The sequence below is a fragment of the Nocardia sp. 149-1B genome (assembly GCF_057747975.1).
The window spans coordinates 232,420-251,824 of sequence record NZ_CM173233.1 but is presented as its reverse complement, the minus strand read 5'-3'; the positions used below and the strand labels follow the sequence as shown (position 1 = coordinate 251,824).

Annotated in this window: 21 protein-coding genes; 9 read left to right on the top strand and 12 right to left on the bottom strand. The window is 70.9% G+C overall.

Annotated features, from left to right (window positions below; genetic code table 11):
- Nucleotides 1-36: 36 nt before the first annotated feature.
- The 3 genes from grpE to AC3ANS_RS01165 all read right to left on the bottom strand — a co-directional run bounded on the left by grpE (nt 37) and on the right by AC3ANS_RS01165 (nt 3,500).
- A complete protein-coding gene (grpE, locus tag AC3ANS_RS01175; protein WP_488294350.1) occupies nt 37-636 on the bottom strand; it encodes a nucleotide exchange factor GrpE in 600 nt (199 codons plus the stop codon).
- A complete protein-coding gene (gene dnaK, locus AC3ANS_RS01170) occupies nt 633-2,489 on the bottom strand; it encodes a molecular chaperone DnaK (RefSeq protein ID WP_488294349.1) in 1,857 nt (618 codons plus the stop codon). Before dnaK ends, grpE begins: the two co-directional genes overlap by 4 nt.
- Nucleotides 2,490-2,576: 87 nt before the next feature.
- The gene (locus AC3ANS_RS01165) at nt 2,577-3,500 is read right to left on the bottom strand and encodes a LysR family transcriptional regulator (RefSeq protein ID WP_488294348.1); all 924 of its coding nucleotides are present in this window, start codon (nt 3,498-3,500) and stop codon (nt 2,577-2,579) included.
- A 77-nt stretch (nt 3,501-3,577) separates the two neighbouring features.
- Between AC3ANS_RS01165 and AC3ANS_RS01160 the strand changes: the two genes are divergently transcribed.
- Nucleotides 3,578-4,288: an aspartate/glutamate racemase family protein gene (locus AC3ANS_RS01160; RefSeq protein WP_488294347.1), complete on the top strand. Its 711-nt coding sequence runs from the start codon at nt 3,578-3,580 to the stop codon at nt 4,286-4,288.
- Here the strand turns inward: AC3ANS_RS01160 and AC3ANS_RS01155 are convergent.
- Nucleotides 4,279-4,728 carry an NUDIX hydrolase gene (locus tag AC3ANS_RS01155; protein ID WP_488294346.1) on the bottom strand — a complete coding sequence of 150 codons (450 nt, stop codon included), beginning with the start codon at nt 4,726-4,728 and terminating at the stop codon, nt 4,279-4,281. The genes AC3ANS_RS01160 and AC3ANS_RS01155 overlap by 10 nt on opposite strands.
- Before the next feature lie 39 nt (nt 4,729-4,767).
- Between AC3ANS_RS01155 and AC3ANS_RS01150 the strand changes: the two genes are divergently transcribed.
- Nucleotides 4,768-5,622 (top strand): aldo/keto reductase, encoded by an 855-nt coding sequence (locus AC3ANS_RS01150; protein WP_488294345.1) that lies wholly within the window; start codon nt 4,768-4,770, stop codon nt 5,620-5,622.
- Between the two features lie 319 nt (nt 5,623-5,941).
- Here the strand turns inward: AC3ANS_RS01150 and AC3ANS_RS01145 are convergent, their stop codons facing one another.
- On the bottom strand, nt 5,942-6,439 hold the full coding sequence (locus AC3ANS_RS01145) for a MarR family winged helix-turn-helix transcriptional regulator (RefSeq protein WP_488294344.1): 498 nt from the start codon (nt 6,437-6,439) through the stop codon (nt 5,942-5,944).
- Here AC3ANS_RS01145 and AC3ANS_RS01140 point away from each other — a divergent pair.
- Nucleotides 6,419-7,438 carry an EamA family transporter gene (locus AC3ANS_RS01140; RefSeq protein ID WP_488294343.1) on the top strand — a complete coding sequence of 340 codons (1,020 nt, stop codon included), beginning with the start codon at nt 6,419-6,421 and terminating at the stop codon, nt 7,436-7,438. The genes AC3ANS_RS01145 and AC3ANS_RS01140 overlap by 21 nt on opposite strands.
- On the opposite strand, the gene AC3ANS_RS01135 is transcribed toward AC3ANS_RS01140, so the two are convergent.
- Genes AC3ANS_RS01135 through AC3ANS_RS01125 form a run of 3 tightly spaced genes read right to left on the bottom strand, consistent with a single transcriptional unit; the run spans nt 7,357 to nt 8,956 of the window.
- Entirely contained in the window at nt 7,357-8,001 is a 645-nt protein-coding gene (locus tag AC3ANS_RS01135; RefSeq protein WP_488294342.1) for a hypothetical protein, read from the bottom strand. The two genes, AC3ANS_RS01140 and AC3ANS_RS01135, sit on opposite strands and share 82 nt — an antisense overlap.
- 34 nt (nt 8,002-8,035) lie before the next feature.
- Nucleotides 8,036-8,521 (bottom strand): nitroreductase family deazaflavin-dependent oxidoreductase, encoded by a 486-nt coding sequence (locus AC3ANS_RS01130; protein WP_488294341.1) that lies wholly within the window; start codon nt 8,519-8,521, stop codon nt 8,036-8,038.
- Nucleotides 8,522-8,530: 9 nt separating this feature from the next.
- Entirely contained in the window at nt 8,531-8,956 is a 426-nt protein-coding gene (locus AC3ANS_RS01125; protein WP_488294340.1) for a nuclear transport factor 2 family protein, read from the bottom strand.
- A gap of 46 nt (nt 8,957-9,002) precedes the next feature.
- Here AC3ANS_RS01125 and AC3ANS_RS01120 point away from each other — a divergent pair, with 46 nt between their 5' ends.
- The 5 genes from AC3ANS_RS01120 (at nt 9,003) to AC3ANS_RS01100 (ending at nt 14,397) form a co-directional block, all read left to right on the top strand.
- Nucleotides 9,003-9,881, top strand: coding sequence for a TIGR03619 family F420-dependent LLM class oxidoreductase (locus tag AC3ANS_RS01120; protein WP_488294339.1), 879 nt, complete (start codon nt 9,003-9,005; stop codon nt 9,879-9,881).
- Between the two features lie 120 nt (nt 9,882-10,001).
- Nucleotides 10,002-11,153, top strand: a complete 1,152-nt coding sequence (locus AC3ANS_RS01115; protein WP_488294338.1) for a hypothetical protein — start codon at nt 10,002-10,004, stop codon at nt 11,151-11,153.
- On the top strand, nt 11,153-11,992 hold the full coding sequence (locus AC3ANS_RS01110; RefSeq protein WP_488294337.1) for an SDR family oxidoreductase: 840 nt from the start codon (nt 11,153-11,155) through the stop codon (nt 11,990-11,992). Before AC3ANS_RS01115 ends, AC3ANS_RS01110 begins: the two co-directional genes overlap by 1 nt.
- 115 nt (nt 11,993-12,107) lie before the next feature.
- Nucleotides 12,108-13,265: a sulfotransferase family protein gene (locus AC3ANS_RS01105; protein ID WP_488294336.1), complete on the top strand. Its 1,158-nt coding sequence runs from the start codon at nt 12,108-12,110 to the stop codon at nt 13,263-13,265.
- Nucleotides 13,266-13,323: 58 nt separating this feature from the next.
- Nucleotides 13,324-14,397, top strand: a complete 1,074-nt coding sequence (locus tag AC3ANS_RS01100; protein ID WP_488294335.1) for an NAD(P)H-dependent amine dehydrogenase family protein — start codon at nt 13,324-13,326, stop codon at nt 14,395-14,397.
- Nucleotides 14,398-14,467: 70 nt separating this feature from the next.
- On the opposite strand, the gene AC3ANS_RS01095 is transcribed toward AC3ANS_RS01100, so the two are convergent.
- Nucleotides 14,468-14,947, bottom strand: a complete 480-nt coding sequence (locus AC3ANS_RS01095; RefSeq protein WP_488294334.1) for an RrF2 family transcriptional regulator — start codon at nt 14,945-14,947, stop codon at nt 14,468-14,470.
- A gap of 91 nt (nt 14,948-15,038) precedes the next feature.
- Here AC3ANS_RS01095 and AC3ANS_RS01090 point away from each other — a divergent pair, with 91 nt between their 5' ends.
- Nucleotides 15,039-15,761: an SDR family oxidoreductase gene (locus tag AC3ANS_RS01090; protein WP_488294333.1), complete on the top strand. Its 723-nt coding sequence runs from the start codon at nt 15,039-15,041 to the stop codon at nt 15,759-15,761.
- 63 nt (nt 15,762-15,824) lie between these two features.
- Here AC3ANS_RS01090 and AC3ANS_RS01085 read toward each other — a convergent pair whose 3' ends face one another.
- From AC3ANS_RS01085 to AC3ANS_RS01075, 3 genes are all read right to left on the bottom strand, one after another.
- On the bottom strand, nt 15,825-16,679 hold the full coding sequence (locus AC3ANS_RS01085; protein ID WP_488294332.1) for a PASTA domain-containing protein: 855 nt from the start codon (nt 16,677-16,679) through the stop codon (nt 15,825-15,827).
- Nucleotides 16,661-17,182, bottom strand: coding sequence for a SigE family RNA polymerase sigma factor (locus AC3ANS_RS01080; RefSeq protein WP_488294331.1), 522 nt, complete (start codon nt 17,180-17,182; stop codon nt 16,661-16,663). The genes AC3ANS_RS01085 and AC3ANS_RS01080 overlap by 19 nt, the downstream gene beginning before the upstream one ends.
- A gap of 134 nt (nt 17,183-17,316) precedes the next feature.
- Nucleotides 17,317-19,251, bottom strand: coding sequence for an ice-binding family protein (locus tag AC3ANS_RS01075; RefSeq protein WP_488294330.1), 1,935 nt, complete (start codon nt 19,249-19,251; stop codon nt 17,317-17,319).
- Nucleotides 19,252-19,405 lie beyond the last annotated feature (154 nt).

Below are 19,405 nucleotides of genomic sequence, written 5' to 3'. Positions count from 1 at the left end.
CGATCTGGATATCGCCATTCCTACTCGGTCGAGGCCCTACTCCGTCGGGCCACTCGGCGGGTCGACCACTAGCACCTGCGCGGCGCGCACCACCCGCTCGCCCATCCGGTAGCCCGCCTTGGCGACCACCTTGCAGGTCGTCACCGCGACCTCGGGGTCCTCCCCGATGTGGGAGAGAGCCTCGTGGATCGTCGGGTCGAACGGGTCCCCGGGCTCGCCGAACTTCGCCAGACCCAGGCCGGAGACCACGCGCTCGAGCTGCTCGGCGACGGCCTTGAAGCCACCCTCGAGCTCGGCGTGCTCGCGGGCGCGGTCGATCGTGTCGAGGACCTCGATGATCGGCGTGAGCGCGACGTACGTCGCGTTCTCGCGGATCAGCTCGCGGTCGCGGTCGACCCGGCGCTTGTAGTTGAGGAACTCCGCCTGCAGCCGCTGCAGGTCGCCGGTGAGCTCGCCGACCGCCCGCTGGGCGATCGTGAGGTCGTCCTCGACCTCCTGCTCGGCCTGCTGCTCCGCGGCGGCGGCGTCGGACTCGGTCACGCCGACCGGCGGGTCGCCGGCCGGCGGTGCCTCCTCCACCGACCCCGGGTCGGGTTCGGTGGACTGCTCACCGCCGGCCAGGCGCTCCTCCGTCACTTGGACTCGCCCTCGTCAGCCGGACCCTCATCGACGATCTCGGCGTCGACGACGTCGTCGTCGGCCTCACCGGTGGCGCCGGCGGACCCACCGGCCGCGGCCTGGTCGGCCTCGGCGGCGGCGTACATCGCGGCACCCATCTTCTGGCTGGACTCCCCGAGCTTGGTGACCCCGGCGCGGATGTCCTCGGCGCTGGCGTCCTCCTTCTCGAGGGTGACCTTGAGCGCGTCGACGTCGGTGCGGACCTCGGTCTTGACGTCGTCGGGCAGCTTGTCGGCGTTCTCGTCGAGGAACTTCTCGGTCGTGTAGACGAGCTGCTCGGCCTGGTTGCGGGTCTCGACCGTCTCGCGACGCTTGGCGTCCTCCTCGGCGTACTGCTCGGCCTCGCGGACCATCCGGTCGATCTCGTCCTTGCCGAGCGCCGAGCCACCGGAGATCGTCATGGACTGCTCCTTGCCGGAGGCCTGGTCCTTGGCGGTCACGTGCACGATGCCGTTGGCGTCGATGTCGAAGGTGACCTCGATCTTCGGGATGCCGCGCGGGGCCGGCGGGAGGCCGGTGAGCTCGAAGTTGCCGAGCGGCTGGTTCTGCGCCCACATCTGGCGCTCGCCCTGGGCGACCTTGATCTCGACCGACGGCTGGTTGTCGTCGGCGGTCGTGAAGATCTCCGAGCGCTTGGTCGGGATGGTGGTGTTGCGCTCGATCAGCGTGGTCATCACGCCGCCCTTGGTCTCGATGCCGAGCGACAGCGGGGTGACGTCGAGCAGCAGCACGTCCTTGACCTCGCCCTTGAGGACGCCGGCCTGGAGCGCGGCACCGACGGCCACGACCTCGTCGGGGTTGACGCCCTTGTTGGGCTCCTTGCCGCCGAGCAGCTCCTTGACGACGTCGGTCACGGCGGGCATGCGGGTCGAGCCGCCGACGAGCACCACGTGGTCGATGTCCTTGATCGCGACGCCGCCGTCCTTGAGCACGCTCTGGAACGGGCCCTTGGTGCGGTCGAGCAGGTCGGCGGTCAGCCGCTGGAACTCGCTGCGGGTGAGCTTCTCCTCGAAGTGCAGCGGGCCGGACTCGCCGTGGGTGATGTACGGCAGGTGGATCGTGGTCTCGGAGGAGGAGGACAGCTCGATCTTCGCCTTCTCCGCGGCCTCCTGGAGGCGCTGCTTGGCGATCTTGTCGGCCGCGAGGTCGACGCCGTTGTTGTCCTTGAACTTCTTGACCATCCACTCGACGACGCGAGCGTCCCAGTCGTCGCCACCGAGGTGGTTGTCACCGGAGGTCGCCTTGACCTCGACCACGCCCTCGCCGATCTCGAGGAGCGACACGTCGAACGTGCCGCCACCGAGGTCGAAGACGAGGATCGTCTGGTCGTCGCCCTTGTCCAAGCCGTAGGCCAGGGCGGCCGCGGTCGGCTCGTTGACGATGCGGCTCACGTTGAGGCCCGCGATCTCACCGGCCTCCTTGGTGGCCTGGCGCTGGGCGTCGGAGAAGTACGCCGGGACCGTGATGACCGCGTCGGTCACCGGCTCACCGAGGTAGGCCTCGGCGTCGCGCTTGAGCTTCTGCAGGACGAACGCGCTGATCTGCTGCGGCGTGAAGTCCTTGTCGTCGATCTTGGTCTTCCAGTCGGTGCCCATGTGCCGCTTGACCGACCGGATCGTCCGGTCGACGTTGGTCACGGCCTGCCGCTTGGCGACCTCGCCGACGAGCACCTCGCCGGACTTGGCGAAGGCCACGACGGACGGGGTCGTCCGGGCACCCTCTGCGTTGGCGATGACGGTGGGTTCGCCACCCTCCAGGACGGCCACGACGCTGTTCGTCGTGCCCAGGTCGATGCCGACCGCACGTGCCATTTCTGCTACCTCCGCTTGTGAGTCTCAGGTTGCGGCCATCCTCGCGCCGCTTCGGCGAGTCTGGCAAATAACTTGAGTCGGTTCAACTCAAGTTCGTTCATGTGGCTCAACGCACGGCCACGGGCTCATGTTCCCGTTGACGCGGGCCAGGGCGGTAGCGACGGCGGCGGTGGCCGGTACGCCGTCCGCGCCCGGACGGAACACCAACCCGACCCGGCGCCGGCCCAGCTCGGACAGCTCGACGCTGCGCACTCCGGGTGCTCGGTGGGCGGCCAGCGCCGAGGCGGGCAGCACGCTCACCCCGAGGCCGGCCGCCACGAGGTTCTGCACCACCACGTAGTCGTCGGTGACGTGCCGGATCGACGGCTCGAACCCGGCAGCCGCACAGCACGCGACCAGGTGGGCCCGGCAGCGCACGCACCCACCGATCCACTCCGCGCCGGCGAGCTGCGCCAGCTCGCCGACGTCCGGGCCGCTCTCGGGCAGCACCAGGTGGACCGCCTCCTCCAGGACGGGGTGCCACTCGAGGACCCCCAACCCCTCGGGCGGGCCGTCGTACCCGAAGACCAGCGCGAGGTCGGCGTCCCCGGCGAGCACGGTGCCGATCGCCTCGGGCGGCTCGGCCTCCTCCAGCCGCACCTCCAGGCCGGGGCGCTCGCGCGCCAGGTCGCCGAGTGCCGCGGGGACCAGGGTGGCCGCCGCGGACGGGAAGGCCACCAGCCGCACCCGGCCACCCCGCAGCTGGGCAAGGTCCGCGAGCTCCTCGCCCGCGGCGTGCAGCTCGGACGCGACGACATCGGCCCGGCGCAGGAGCGCCGTACCGGCGTCGGTGAGGCTCACGCCGGACGCCCCGCGCAGCAGCAGCGGGCAACCCACGTCGCGCTCGAGCCGCGCGAGGTGCTGGCTCACGGCCGGCTGGGTCCAGCCGAGGTCACGGGCGGCAGCGCTGATCGATCCGGCGCGGGCGACCGCCCGGAAGATCAGCACCCGCCGAGGGTCCAGGAGCTCCATGGCTCCAAGGATGACTTATGGCCCGTGCAACTAGAACAGGGATTCCTTGGGTCGGGCTGGATCGCCACAGTGGAGACATGCAGACCATCGGCCTCATCGGGGGCATGTCCTGGCACTCCACCGAGGCGTACTACCGCCGGATCAACGAGCAGGTCGCGGCCCGCCGCGGCGGGCACGCCTCGGCCCGGATCGTGCTGCAGTCGCTGGACTTCGACGAGGTCCGCGACTGCCAGCTGCGCGGGGACTGGGCCGGCGCCGGCGAGCTGCTCGCCCAGGCCGGGCGGCGGTGCGAGGACGGCGGCGCCGACCTGGTCGCGATCGCCACGAACCTCATGCACAAGGTGTTCCCCACGGTCGAGGCCGCCGTCTCGGTGCCGGCGGTGCACATCGCCGACGCGGTCGCGGCCGTGGCGCAGCGCTCGGGATGGACCACCCTCGGCCTGCTCGGCGCGTCCTGGGTGATGGAGGAGACGTTCTACGCCGACCGGCTCGCGCGTCACGGCATCTCGGTCGTCGTCCCGGTCCAGGAAGACCGCGCCGAGGTGGATCGGGTCATCTTCGAGGAGATCACTCAGGGTCGGTTCCTCGACGGCTCACGCGAGAGGTACGTCGAGATCATGCGCGATCTCGCCGCCCGAGGGGCCGAGTCGGTCGCCCTGGCGTGCACGGAGATCGGGCTGCTGGTCGGCCCCGACCAGGCGCCGCTGCCCACGATCGACTCCGCGACGGCCCACGCGGACCTGCTGGTCGACCTCGCGCTCGCGCCGGTGGGAGCCGCTCAGGCCTGAGCCCTCCACAGGCGCAGCGCGACGTCGACCAGCTCGACCCGGTCGAGCGAGTGGACCTCCTCCACCGGGAACCACCGCGCCTGGTCGGTGCTGCCGCCGACCTCGTGGGCGAGCTCGCCTCCGACGACCCGCGCCTCGTAGATGACACCGACCATGCGCATGGCCCGGTCCGTGGTGATCGACCGGCGCCCAGGAGGTACGACCAGGGTGTCCACCCCCAGCAACCGCACGAGCTCCACGTCGTACCCCGTCTCCTCGGCCACCTCACGGACCGTCGCCGCCTCGGGGGTCTCGTCCAGCTCGACACCGCCGCCGGGGAGGGTCCACCGCGACAGCTCCTGCCAGTGGGCGAGCAGCACGCGCCCGCCGTCGTCGGCGACGATCGCATAGGCGCCGAGGCGGGTGTCGAAGTCTGTGTAGGCCGGAGGAAGATCGGTCACCGGGGGAATGATTCCGTTCCCGAGAGGTTGGAGCCAGACATGGCAGACACGAACATCCCGTCCCTTGCCCTCAACAACGGCACCTCCATCCCGCAGCTCGGCTTCGGGGTCTTCCAGGTGCCGCCCGACCAGACCGCGGCGGTGACCTCGACCGCGTTCGAGGTCGGTTACCGCCACATCGACACCGCGCAGATGTATCGCAACGAGGCCGGCGTCGGCGAGGCGATCCGCTCCTCCGGCATCCCGCGCGAGGAGCTGTACATCACCAGCAAGCTCAACAACGGCTTCCACCGCCCCGACGACGCCCGCCGCGCGTTCGACGAGACGCTGGAGAAGCTCGGGCTCGACCGGATCGACCTGTTCCTCATCCACTGGCCACTGCCGACCAGGTACGACGGCGACTTCGTCTCCACCTGGAAGACGCTCGCCTCGTTCGTCGACGACGGCCGCGCGACGTCCGTGGGGGTGTCGAACTTCCAGCCCGCCCACCTCGACCGGATCGTCGAGGAGACCGGCGTACTGCCCGCGGTCAACCAGATCGAGGTGCACCCCTACTTCGCCAACGAGGAGGCGCGGGCCGCTTCGCACCGCCACCAGGTGGCCGTCGAGGCCTGGTCGCCGATCGCCCAGGGCGGCGTGCTCGGCGACCCGGTGATCGGTCAGATCGCCGAGGCGCACGGCAAGACCCCGGCCCAGGTGACGCTGCGCTGGCACATCGAGCGCGGCGACATCGTGTTCCCCAAGTCGATGCGCAAGGAGCGGATGCTCGAGAACTTCGAGATCTTCGACTTCTCCCTCACCCCCGACGAGGTCGCCGCGATCAGCGGGCTCGACCGCGGCGAGGAGGGGCGCACCGGCCCCAACCCGGACAACTTCGACTGGATCCCCGACTGATCCACCCGCCGAGTCGGCGCAACCGCACGCCCCACAGGCTCGAGTCGGCGCAACTGCACGCCCCACAGGCTCGAGTCGGCGCAACTGCACAGTCACACGCGTGCAGACGCGCCGACTCGGCACCCCCAGGGCGTGCAGACGCGCCGACTCGGCACCCCCAGCGCGTGCAGATGCGCCGACTCGGCGTGCCAGGGCGTGCAGACGCGCCGACTCGGCACCCCAGCGCGTGCAGATGCGCCGACTCGGCACCCCCAGGGCGTGCAGACGCGCCGACTCGGCGTCCCAGGGCGTGCAGACGCGCCGACTCGGCGATGGTTGATCAGGCGCCGAGGGCACGGCCCCAGGACTCGAGGAGGGTGGCGAGGCGGGTGCGCTCGAGCTCGGTGAGCGAGCCGAGGAGCCGGTGCTCGTTGGCCATGTGAGCCGTGAAGGCCCGGTCGATCAGGTCGAGGCCGGCGGGGGTCAGCGCGACCACGCGGCTGCGGGCGTCGCCGTCACCGACCCGCCGGGTCACCCAGCCGTGCTCGACGCACCGGTCGACACGCTTGGTGACCGCCCCCGAGGAGACCATCGTCCACGCCGCCAGGTCGCTGGGCGTCAGCTCGTACGGCGCACCCTCGCGGCGCAGCGTCGCGAGCACGTCGAACTCCCCCTCGCCCAGGCCGAACTCGGCGTACACCTCGACGAGCTCCTCGGTCAGCCGGGCGGCCAGCCGGTGCAGCCGGCCGATGATCCCCTGCGGCGAGACGTCCAGGTCGGGGCGCTGCTCGCGCCACTTCGCCATGATCCGACCGACGTGGTCCACGTCTCCACCCATGACTGGAATATATCTGACACGGAAACTATTCTGTCTTCCGTGGAAACTAATTGGCGCACCTTGAGCCTGACGGCGCTCGCCCCGATCGCGTGGGGCTCGGGCTACTACGTCACCGAGACGTTCCTCCCGCCGGACCGCCCGCTGTTCGGCGCCCTGGTCCGTGCGCTCCCGTTCGGGCTGCTGATGCTGGCCTTCCGGCCGCGGCTGCCCACCGGCATCTGGTGGTGGCGCGCGCTGGTGCTGGGCACGCTCAACATCGGGGCGTTCTTCGTGCTGATCTTCATCGCGGCCTACCGGTTGCCCGGCGGCATGGCCGCCACCCTGACCGCGACCGCGCCGATTATGGTGATGCTGCTCGCCTGGGGCCTGATCCGCGAGCGCCCCCGGGCCCTCTCGCTCGTGGGTGCCGCCATCGGCGCGGCGGGGGTCGCGCTGCTCGTGCTGCGCGCCGGGTTCGTGGTCGACCCGGTCGGCGTGGCCGCGTCGTTCGCCGCGGTCGCGCTCTCCTCGCTCGGCTTCGTGCTCGTCAAGCGCTGGACCCCGCCGGTGGACCTGCTGACGTTCACGGCGTGGCAGCTGGTCGCCGGTGGGCTGGTGCTGCTGCCCGTCGCGATCCTCGTCGAGGGCCCGCCCCCGCCGTTGGACCTGCCGGCCGTCGGCGGCTTCCTCTACCTCGGCCTGGCCGGCACGGTCCTGGCGTACGTCGTGTGGTTCCGCGGTCTCGGCCGCCTGCCGGCCGCCGCGGTCTCGCTGGTCGGGCTGCTCAACCCCGTGGCCGGCACCGTCGTCGGGATCGTCCTCGCGGGCGAGACGTTCGGGCCCAGCCAGGCGCTCGGCATGCTGCTGGTGCTCGGCGGGATCGCGGTCGGGCAGCCGGCGATCGCGGACCGACTGCGCCGTCGTCCCGAGGACCGCCGTCAGCCGATGGTGACCCTCACCTCGTTGGACTCCAACCCGGTGTCGGTGTCGACCACGCGGAACCGGTTGACACCGGAGTAGCTGGTCGCCACCGAGGTCTGGAACGTCTCGTCACTCACCGACGCGGTCACCGGGAAGTCCTGCCACGAGCCGGCGGTGAACCGCTGCACCTGGAGGATCGCCCCTTCGCCGCCCGGGTAGACCCCGGTGAGGTCGAACGTCTCCATCGGTCCGGCCGAGGTGACCGCGGCCGAGAGCGTGATCTGCTTGCGCGGCTTCGCGGTCTTGCTCGGCGTGTCCGACGGGCTCCCGTCGCCGGCCGGCGTCGAGGATGCTCCCGGCGCCAGCGTGATCTCCGGGCCGGTGCCGGCCGGGGTCTTCACCGGCGTCGGCAGGTACATCGACCGCTCGGAGGACGACCCCTCGCCGCTCCCGTCACTGCCGAGGCCGAGCACGTGGGTGCCGGCCAGCACGACCAGACCCAGGATCAGCCCGACCGCCACACCCACCCCGACCAGCGCCACCAGACCCGTGACGATCGGGTGGCCCTCGTCGGGACCCTCGGGCAGCTGCTCGGACACGTGGATCTCCCCCGTCGGCTCGTACGTCGGCTCGTACGTCGGCTTCCATTGTCGGTGACCCACACAAGCCCGGCCAAACCCCGTGGCCTCGCCCGGCTCAGCGGGGCTCGAGCACCACCACGGGGATCTCGCGGTCGGTCCAGGATGCGTAGCTGGCGAAGTCGGCGTACAGCTCGACCAGCCGGGGCCAGAGCTCGGCGCGCTCGCCGGGTGACGCCGTCCGGGCGCGGACCGGCCGGGCCCCCTCGCCGCGCAGCTCGACGGTCACGTCGGGCCGCGCCATCAGGTTCGGGTACCACTGCGGGTTCTTGGGCAGCCCGCCCTGGGACGCCACGATCACCAGGTCGCGGCCGTCCTCGAGGTAGAGCAGCGGCGTGGTGAACGCGTTGCCCGACTTGCGGCCGACGTGGTTGAGCAGCAGCGTCGGGACCGGCTTGCGGAACCCCGCGCCGATCCGCCACTTCGAGCCGATCCGCCCGTTGGTCAGCCGGAACACCCGGACCTGCGCGCGGGCGCCGTACTTGATGACCTTCGCGGTCAACGGCGAGTCCAGCCCCTGGGGCTTCTCCTTGGTCGCGGTCATGACGGGACCCTAGAGCCCGCGCTTCCAGACGATCTCCTCGTGCAGCTTGCGGCTGCGCCAGCCGTCCGGGGTCCGGACCATCGTGTGGTGGTAGAGCCCGCCGAACTCGACGACCTTCGTGCCGCCCTGACCGTCGTCCATCGGCATCGGGTTGTGGAAGTACGCCGTCGCCAGCGCCTCGTCCCCGTCGATCCGGATGTCGACCTGGGCCAGGGAGTGCATCCTCTTGGGGAAGAACGCCGGCAGCACCTCGGCCAGCCACGGCTTCACGGCTCCGTAGGTGTCAACAACGCCACCGGACTCGGTGTAGTCGATCTCGGCATCGGGGGTGAAGACGTTGTCGAGCGCGTCCCAGTCACCGGTGTCGATCGCGCGGGTGTAGCGCACGATCACGCCTTCGATCTCGAGCCGGTCGCTGATCTCCTGGAGGTCCACCCTCGAACTCTGGCAGAAAACTGGAACACGTTCTAGTGTGTGGCCCATGCGATTCACCTACGCCGAGGCGATGACGCAGGCGTCGTACTACGCGCCGCTCGCCCAGGCGGCCGAGAAGGCCGGTTACACGTCGATGACGGTGGCCGACAGCCTGATCTACCCCAAGGACTCCGACTCGAAGTACCCCTATACCGACACCGGGGACCGCGAGTTCCTCGACGGCAAGGAGTTCATCGAGACGATGGTCTTGTGCGCGCACCTGTTCGCGCACACGACCACGCTGCGGCTCACGCCGTTCGTGCTCAAGCTGCCGGTGCGACCGCCGGTGCTGGTCGCCAAGCAGGCCTCGTCGCTGGCGTTCCTCTCCGGCAACCGGCTCGGTCTCGGAGTGGGCATCTCGCCGTGGCCCGAGGACTTCGCCAACCTCGGCGTGCCGTGGGAGAAGCGCGGCAAGCGGATGGACGAGTGCATGGACATCCTCCGCGGGCTGACCACCGGCGAGTTCTTCGGCTACTCCGGGGAGTTCTACGAGGTCGACGAGCTCAAGCAGTGCCCCGGCGCCTCCGAGAAGATCCCGCTCCTGGTCGGCGGCCACGTCGACGCCGCGCTGCGCCGCGCCGTACGCAAGGGCGACGGCTGGATGCACGCCGGCGGGGACGGTGAGGAGCTCGACCGGCTGCTCACCCGGCTCGCCGAGATCCGCCAGGAGGAGGGCGACACCCGCGACGACTTCGAGGTGCACGTGATCTCCTACGACGCCTACGACCTCGACGGCATCAAGCGCCTGGAGGACAAGGGCGTCACGGACTGCATCGTCGGCTTCCGGGTGCCCTACATCAAGGGCCCCGACACCGAGCCGTTGGAGAAGAAGATCGAGCACCTCGAGCGGTACGCCGAGAACATCATCGCGAAGGCGGGCTCGTGAGTCGCGGGGGGAACACGGTGGTTGAGGTGCGAGGGCCGCTAGGCCCGAGCCTCGAAACCACCTGCTTGCCTCGGAGGTTTCGAGGCTCCCTTCGCTCGCACCTCAACCACCGAGGCGCCCATGAGTGACCTCACCCGTCCGCTGCAGGACGCGATCGCCGAGGCGGAGAAGCTCATCGAGAGCGCACCGTTCATCCGCACCGAGCAGGACCTGCTGGAGGGCTACGACTACCTCGCCGGGCGGATCCGGATGGCCATGCAGATGGCGTTCGACCACGACCTCGAGCGGCCGCTGTTCATCAACCCCACGCACCAGTTCTCCCGACAGGGCCTGGACAACCCCGACGCGATCTACTTCAACGCCTACCTCAAGGAGGGCGTCGAGTACGTCGTGCGCGGGGTGCGCGGCACCAGCGCCGACCTGTCCTTCCAGGTGATGGGCGGGGCCTACACCGCGAGCTCCGCGGCGACCTCGATGCTGGCCTTCGACGACCGCGAGCTCGACATCGCCGACGACGGGTCGTTCGAGTTCACCTACGTCGCCGAGCCGGGCGCGAAGACCATGATCGTGCGCGAGGTCTTCAACGACTGGGACACCGAGGAACGCGGGCGGATCTGGATCGAACGCACCGACACCATCGGCCTGCCCGCCGCACCGCTGACCCGCAAGCGCCTGGAGCGGAAGTACGACGTGGCCGCCAAGCTGCTCACCGGCTCGATCCAGACCTGGCTCGCGTTCCCCCAGTTCTTCGAGCGCAAGGAGCCGGCCAACCAGCCGACCGCACCGCAGTCGACGCCCGGCGGGCTCTCCTCCCAGCGCTCCTCGATCGGGCACTACGACCTGGCCGAGGACGAGGCGCTGATCGTCACCGTCCCCGAGTGCACCGACTGCGCCTACCAGGCCATCCAGATCGGCTCGGACTGGTACATCTCGACCGACTACGAGACCCACCAGACCTCGCTGACCAAGGCCCAGGCGGTCACCGACCCCGACGGGCTGATGCGGTTCGTGATCTCCGAGCGGTCGCCGGCCGGGTCGGGCTCACGGATCGCGAACTGGCTGGAGACCACCGGACACCGCACCGGCTCGATCATGCTGCGCTGGCAGCGCCTCGAACGCGACCTCGGCCCCGAGGACGGCCCGGTCGTCGAGGTCGTCAAGCTCACCGACGTACCGGCGAAGCTGCCGTTCTTCACCCCCATCACCCCCGAGCAGTACGCCGAGCGGATCGCCGCCCGGCAGCGCTCCGTCGCCCGAAGGATGCTGAGCTGATGACCGAGCTGGGATACGCCGAGGCCCACGACACCTCGATCGAGGAGCGCTACGAGCCGGCCCCGCTGCTGCGGGGCAAGGTGGTGGTGATCTCCGGGATCGGGCCCGGGCTCGGCCGCGCACTGGCCGAGGAGGCCGCCAAGATGGGCGCCGACCTGGTGATCGCCAGCCGCACCGAGTCACGGCTGCTCGAGCTCCAGGCGGAGCTCGAGGGGTACGGCGGCAAGGTCGTCAGCGTGGTCGCCGACGTGACCGACGAGGACTCGCGGGTGAACCTGCGCGACAAGACGCTCGAGGCGTTCGGCCGGGTCGACTGCGTGATCAACAACGCGTTCACGATCCCGCCCATGGACCCGATCACGCAGATCGAGCCGCGCAAGCTCGCGAAGGTCAACGAGACCAACGTGTTCGCGCCACTGCGGCTCTCGGCGCTGTTCGCCGACGCGCTCTCGGCCTCGAAGGGCTCGATCATCATGCTCAACTCCTGCGTGGTGTTCTCCTCCCAGCCGGAGTACGCGGGCTACAAGCTCTCGAAGGGGACGCTGGAGCACCTCGCGTCCTCGCTCGCCACCGAGCTCGGGCCCCGCGGCATCCGCGTCAACAGCGTGGCGCCGTCGTACATCTACGAGGACGTCAACCGCGGCTACTTCGACTTCCTCGCCGCGGTCGAGGAGAAGACCCACGAGCAGGTGTACGCCGACAAGGCCGCCCCCACCGACCTCAAGCGCCTCGCCTCCCCGCAGGAAGTCGCGCGCGCCGCGCTGTTCCTCGCCTCCGACCTCGCCTCGGCGGTGACCGGGCAGATGCTCACCGTCGACTGCGGCGAGTTCCACGACTAGCGATGGTGTTGGTTTCGAGGCTCGCTGCGCTCGCACCTCAACCAACGATCGCGGTGGTTGAGGTGCGAGGCGCGCCAGCGCCGAGCCTCGAAACCACCGTCTGGCAGGAGAGCCGATGAGCGACAACATCATGACCCGGGAGCGGGCGGACGTGGGGTCCTACGACGACATCGTCGCGGCCGCCGTACGCACCACGGGCATGTCCGACTTCGGTGGGGACGCGCACGAGGAGGGGTTGCGCGTCCTCACCGAGGACCTCGCCTCCCCGGAGGCGGGGCTCACCCCGCGCGGCAACTACTTCCAGCGCTCGGAGGTCAAGAGCGCGCTGGTCGGCGTGCTGCTCACCCAGGCGCAGTTCACCGCCCACCCCGAGCACCGCGACGTGCGCATCGAGCGGCCGGTCTTCCTGATGGGACTGCCGCGCACGGGCACCACGGCGCTGCACCGCTACCTGCACGCGGACCCGATCGCGCAGGGCCTGGAGATGTGGCTGACGCAGTACCCCCAGCCGAGGCCGCCGCGGGAGACCTGGGAGTCCGACCCGATCTTCAACGCGATGCAGCAGGGCTTCGCCGCGCACCACGTCGAGAACCCCGAGTTCATGGGGATCCACTACATGGACGCGACGACCGTCGAGGAGTGCTGGCGGCTGCTGCGCCAGACCGGCAAGTCCAACTCCTACGAGGCACTGGCGAACGTCCCGCGCTACACCGAGTGGCTCGAGCAGCAGGACTGGACCGACGCCTACGCCCGGCACAAGCAGAACCTCCAGCTCGTCGGCCTCAACGACCCCGAGAAGCGATGGGTGCTCAAGAACCCTTCGCACATGACCGCGCTCGACGCGTTGATGACCGTCTACCCGGACGCGCTGATCGTCTACACCCACCGCGACCCGGTCACCTGCATCGCGTCGTCGTGCTCACTGTCGGCGGAGACCACGGTCGGGCACAGCACGACGTACGTCGGGCGCACCATCGGTGCGACCCAGCTCGACCTGTGGTCGCGGGCCTTCCACGCGTTCCACGACGCGCGGTCGAAGTACGACCAGGCGCAGTTCGCCGACGTGGCGTTCCGCGACCTGGTCACGGACCCGCTGGGGGTGACCCGCGGGCTCTACGAGCAGTTCGGCCTCGACTGGACGCCCGAGGCGCAGACCGCCATCGAGGAGATCGACCGGGAGTCCAAGCAGGGCAAGGCCGCGCCGTCGCACCGCTACACGCTCGAGGACTACGGGCTCACCGAGGCCGAGGTCCGCTCGGCGTTCGATCGCTGACGGCGGTTGAGGTGCGAGCGAAGCGAGCCTCGAAACCCCGTCAGCCGAAGGGAACAGCATGAAGAAGCGGGTCGTCGTCTGGGGCACCGGTGTGGTCGGCAGCATGGTGATCGCGGAGATCCTCGACCACCCGGTGTTCGAGCTCGTGGGCGTCGGGGTCACCCGGTCGACGCGGGCCGGCCAGGACGTCGGGACACTGCTCGACCTGCCCGAGCCGACCGGCATCATCACGACCACCGACGTCGAGGAGCTGATCGCGCTGCGGCCGGACGCGCTGGTGCACTACGGCCCCACCGCGCAGCACGCCGACGAGAACATCCGGGTGATCTCGGCGTTCCTCCGCGCGGGCATCGACGTGTGCTCGACCGCGATGACGCCGTGGGTGTGGCCGCAGATGACGCAGAACCCGCCGAACTGGATCGACCCGATCACCGAGGCCTGCGAGGCCGGCGGTGCGTCGTGCTTCACCACCGGCATCGACCCCGGGTTCGCCAACGACCTGTTCCCGCTGACGCTGATGGGCCTGTGCGGCCGGGTCGACTCCGTCCGCGCGAGCGAGCTGTTGGACTACACCGACTACGAGGGCGACTACGAGGACGAGATGGGCATCGGCCGGCCCCCGTCGTACACGCCGCTGCTCGAGATCCCCGACCTGCTGATCATGGCGTGGGGCGCGACCGTGCCGATGATCGCGCACGCCGCCGGCATCGAGCTCGACGAGATCACGACCACCTGGGAGAAGTGGGTGACGCCCACCGACCGCATGACGGCCAAGGGCGTGATCGAGGCGGGCAACGTCGCGGCGATCCGGTTCACGATCAACGGTGTGTACGACGGCCGCGAGGTGATCACCCTCGAGCACGTCAACCGGATCGGCCTGGACGCGGCGCCCGAATGGCCGGCCGGCTCGGCCGACGACGTCTACCGCGTGGACATCATCGGCTCGCCGTCGATCAGCCAGGAGACCGCGTTCCGGTTCACCGACGGGTCCGGCCGCGCCCCGGCCGTCGCGGGCTGCCTGGCGACCGGGCTGCGGGCGCTCAACGCCGTACCCGCCGTCAACGACCTGCCGCCCGGCTGGGTGACCGCGCTCGACCTGCCACTGATCCCCGGGGTGGGCACGATCCGTTAGGCGGCCCGGACGGCCGACGGGTCGTGTGCCTGAGGACGACCCATCGACCGTCCTCAGGCACACGACCCCCTCAAGCGCTCCCGGCTAGCCACCCGCGCAAGGCAACGAACGTGTCGACACCGGTGTCCGCGGCGACGCCCTCGGCGAGGTCGGCGATGGTGACGCCCGCGAGCGCGTCGCGCCAGGCCTGCTCGGCGGCCCACATCGCGCGGGCGATGCCGCAGGCGCGGCGGCAGTCCTCGGGACGGGCTGGCAACGGGCCGTTCTGACGGATCTCCGTGCACTGGAACGCCGTCTCGGAGCCCTCGATCGCGAGCACCACGTCGAGCACGGTGAGGTCCTCGGCCGGCCGCGTCAGGCGGTAGCCGCCGATCCTGCCCTCCGTCGCCACGATCAGCCCGGCGCGCGCCAGCTGCTGGAGGTGCTTGGCGAGGTAGGTGCGCGAGACGCCGTGGAACTCCGCGAGCCGGGTCGCCGGCACCGGGCCCTCCGCCTGGCTGAGCACCACGCAGCAGTGCACCGCCCACTCCACGCCCGCCGACATCTTCATGGGCCCAGCCTAAGCGGAACCTGGATGACAAGTGTCCGAGTTCGTGACTAGTATCTCGGATAACATGTATCCGAGATAAGAGGAGCACATCATGAAGATCGCCATCGCCGGCGCGACCGGCCGGATCGGCAGCCAGCTCACCGCTCTAGCCCGGGCCCACGGCCACGACGTCATCGAGATCGCCCGCGAGACCGGGTTCGACCTGCTCTCCCCGGACGGCCTGGCGGACGCGCTGGCCGGGGTGGACGCCGTCGTCGACGTCACCGCGGCGCCCCTGGAGGTGGCCGGAGAGTTCTTCCCGGCCGTGGCCCGCAACCTCGGTGCGGCCGCAACCGCAGCGGGCGTGCGCCGTACGGTCGTGCTCTCCATCGTGGGCGTCGACAAGAGCCCCGACTACGACTACTACGTCGCCAAGCTCGCCCAGGAGGAGGCCTACCGCGCCGGCGCGCCCGGCGTCGTGGTGCTCCGGGCCACGCAGTTCCACGACTTCGCGAGCCAGATGCTCGAGTGGAACACCCGCGACGGCGTCGCACAGGTCATCGACGTGCCGACCCAACCGGTCGACACCCGCGAGATCGTGGCACTGCTGCTCGACCTCGCGACCGGCGCGGTCGAGAGTGACGTCGAGCTGGCGGGTCCGCGCGTCGAGCGCCTGGTCGACCAGGTCCGCACCCTCGTGGAGCGCTCCGGCTCCGGTCTCACCGTCGAGGCCGTCGACGGACCGGCGAGCATGGCGGCCGGCTCGATGCTGCCGGGGCCGGACGCCCTGCTGCGCGGGCCCGCGTGGGGGACGTGGCTCGCGCAGCAGGACTGAAACGGGGTGGCGAGTCGTGTGCCTGAGGACGCGCCATGGCTCGTGCTCAGGCACACGACCCGATCAGCGAGCGGCGAAGACCCGGATCGTGTCGCCGGCGGCGACCATGGAGCCGGCGCCCGGGACCGTCTTCAGCACCGTGCCGGCCGGCTCGCCCTGGCCGTTTTCGGTCACCACGTCGGCCTGCAGGCCCAGCTCCTTCAGGCGACTGACGTAGGCGAGGGCCGTCGACTGCCCGCCCTGCTGCTCGGCGAGGTCCTGGAAGCCGGGCACCGTCGTGTGGTCGCGCAGCACCGTGAGGCTGTCGAGGAGCGACCCGACCACGGCCGCGCCGTCCGCGGAGGACGACTGGGCCAGGAAGGAGACGTCTCGGGCGGGCACGACCACGGTCTGGCTCACCACTCCGCCCTGACGACTGACCGGCGAGCGCAGCGCCGGCTCGCCGGCCACCTCGGTCGCGGTCCAGTCCGCGGGGTAGGGGTCCCCGGCGGCGGGCTCAACCGCGAGGCTGTCCACATCCGCCGGACGCGGGACGAGCATCAGGCAGGTGGGACCGGGGTCGATCACCACCGTGTCCTTCAGAGGCGTGCCGCACTTGGTCGAGTTCGTGTCCCAGCCCGCGGGGACGGCAGCCACCACGTCGCCCACGCCGACGTAGCGGAACCCGTCCGGCGGGGTGTCGACCGCCGGACCGGGGTCGGACGCGACCGGCGTACCGGAACGGCCCCCGTCGCCCCAGCCACCCGGCCAGGCGACACCCACCCCGATCACGGCGACCGCCGCGGCGGCGGCCACGACCGCGGCCCGGCGCTGACGCTGCCGGCGGGCACGCGTGCGCATCAGGCCCAGCGGCGGCGGGCCGACGGGCACCTCGGCGGCGCGCTCCTCGAGCCGATCGATCAGTTGCTGGGCGTCCATGGCTGCTCCTGGGTCAGGTTGGTGTCGGCGCCGAGCGCTGCGAGCGCCCGGGAGAGCCGGCTCTTGACGGTGCCGGGCGCGATGCCCAGCACCGTGGACATCTGGGCCTCGCTGAGGTCGAGGTAGTAGCGCAGGACCACCGCGACCCGCTGGTCCTCGGTGAGCCCGGCGAGGGCCCGGTCGACGCCGATCTGGTCGATGACCGCGAGGCTGCCGTCGGCCTCGACCAGCTCCGGCACCCACTCGGTGGCCACCTCGCCCGACCACCTGCGGCGCCGATGGTCGACGAACGTGTTGACGACGATCCGGTGCACGTAGGCGTCGCGGTCGTCGGCGAGACTGACCCGCGACCACTTCACCAGGCAGCGGGTCAACGCCGACTGCACCACGTCCTCGGCCTCGTGCGGCGTGCACCCGAGCAGCACCGCCGCGCGCACCAGCCGGGGCCAGCGCGCCGCGACGTACTCGCCGAAGTCGTCGGGGTCGGATCGCTCCTGTGCCATCGGCACCTCCTCACCCCTCCGACGGGCCAGGGTCGCGGATCGGTTCCGACGAGGAGGGAGCAGGACTGCGAGGTCGTGTGCCTGAGGACGAGCCATAGCCCGTGCTCAGGCACACGACCCGATCAGCGTCAGCGTCAGCGCCGGACGACGGCCGCCACGGTGTCACTGCTGGTCGACGCGTGCTGGGAGATCGCGCGGATCTCGAAGACCCGGCGGTCGTCGGCGTGGGCGCGACGGGTCATCGTGACCCGAATGACCAGCCGGACCGACGCGTCGGGAGCCACGGTGCCGGTGCGGTAGGTGCCGGCGACCACCGCCGCGGTGACGTTCTTGCCGCCGACGAGATAGGTGACGGTGAACTTCCGGTTCTTGGCGGTCCCGCGCACGGCGAAGGTGTCCGCGACGTCGCCACGGTTGGTCAGGCGCACCTCGAACGACGCGCGCTTGGTCGGGCGCAGCTTCGCAGTGATCCGCTGGTCGGCAGAGGAGCCGTAGACACCGGCTCCCACGAACGAGCCGTTGCCCCGGCGGATCGCCGAGTCGGGCTGGTAGCGCTTGCCGGGGTCGACCGGGCCGCTGCCGACGGTCAGGGTCTGGGTCGCGGTGCCCACGTTGCCGGCGGCATCGGTGATCGAGGCCACCACGCGGTAGGACCCCTCCCGCAGGGTGGTGGCGCTGACGCTCCAGGTGCCGTCGCTGATCACGGTGGCCGTGAGGTGCTGCCCACCGACGGTCACCCGCACGAGCGTGCCCGCCTGCTCACCGGTCGTGCCATAGGTCCACGGCGAGGTGTCCTTGGTCGACCGCGTCGCACCGCCGTCGATGGTCACGACAGGCTTGGTGAGGTCGACGGTGAGGACCTGGCTCGCGGTGCCGGTGCTGCCGGCGGCGTCGGAGACCGACGCGGCCACGGCGTGTGCGCTCTCGGTGAGGGCCGCCGCGGTGACGGTCCAGACGCCCCCGACGCCCGCGGTCGTGGCCAGCGTCTGGCCGCCGACCGTCACGGTCACCGTCGGGGTGCCCGGCTCGTCGGTGGTGCCCGAGATCGTGGGCGTCGTGTCGTTGGTGGCGCGGGTCGCCCCACCGTCGATGGTCACCAGGGGTGTCGTGAGGTCGACGGTCAGCGTCTGGGTGGCTGTGCCGGTGTTCCGGGAGCCGTCGGTGCTCGTCGCGACCACCTCGTGAGGCCCCTCGGCCAGCGCGGTCGCGCTGACGGCCCAGAGGCCGCCTGCGCCGACGACGGCGGTGAGCGTCTGACCGGCGACCGTGACGGTCACGGTCCGGCCGGCCGGCTCGTCGGTCGTGCCGGAGATGGTCGGGGTCGTGTCGCTCGTGGACGCGCTCGCGCCGCCGTCGATCGTCACGACCGGTGCGGTCAGGTCGTCGACAGGCTGGGTGACCGGGCTGTTCGCCAGGGCCACCGTGACCGGCGTGAGCGCACGCCCCTTGAGCGAGGCGCCCTCCCCGAGGGAGATCGCGCCGGTGGCCAGGAACGTGCCGACCAGCTTGGCCCCGGCACCCGCCGACACCGCGCCGTTGACCTGCCAGAAGACGTTGTTGGCCAGGGCGCCGTCGGTGAGGACGATCTTGGTGGCGGCCGCGGTGCTCATCGCGCCGCCGACCTGGAACACGAAGACCCCGCTGGAGTCGCCGTCGGCGTCGAGGGTGATCGTGCCGGTGTTCGTGAGGGCTGCCGCGCTCGTGTAGAGGCCGGGCTTGTACGTCGTGCCTGCCTGGTCACCCGCGAACGCCGTGCCGCCGGTGCGCGCCAGGACCGCGTCGTACGCCGACTGCCGGTCCCCCTGCGCCGTCTCGGCGGCTGCGTCCTTGTCGTGGATCGCACCGGCCACCGTGCCGGGCGGGAAGCCGGCGATCACCCCACCGGGGCTCAGCCCGAGGTCGAGCGCGAGCACGGTGGCTGCACCGGTGTTGGAGACACCGGTGCCGGCCAGCACGGAGTACGCCGAGGCGGTGCCGAGGTCGACGAACGGGGTCGCGGTGGCGGCGGACGCGGGTGGGGTCGCCGCGAGCGGCACGGCCACGAGCAGCACGCAGGCCCCGAGGGCCACCCGCGCGATCCTGGAAGGAGAGATGATCTGGCGCGAGCGGCGATGCAGCATGTGATGCCTTCGGTCGAGGCACCCTGATCATCCGGCTGGTCGTCCAGCCGAGCGAGTATCCACGGTTGCCTACACCTCGACCATAGTCCCCCAGGTGATCCAG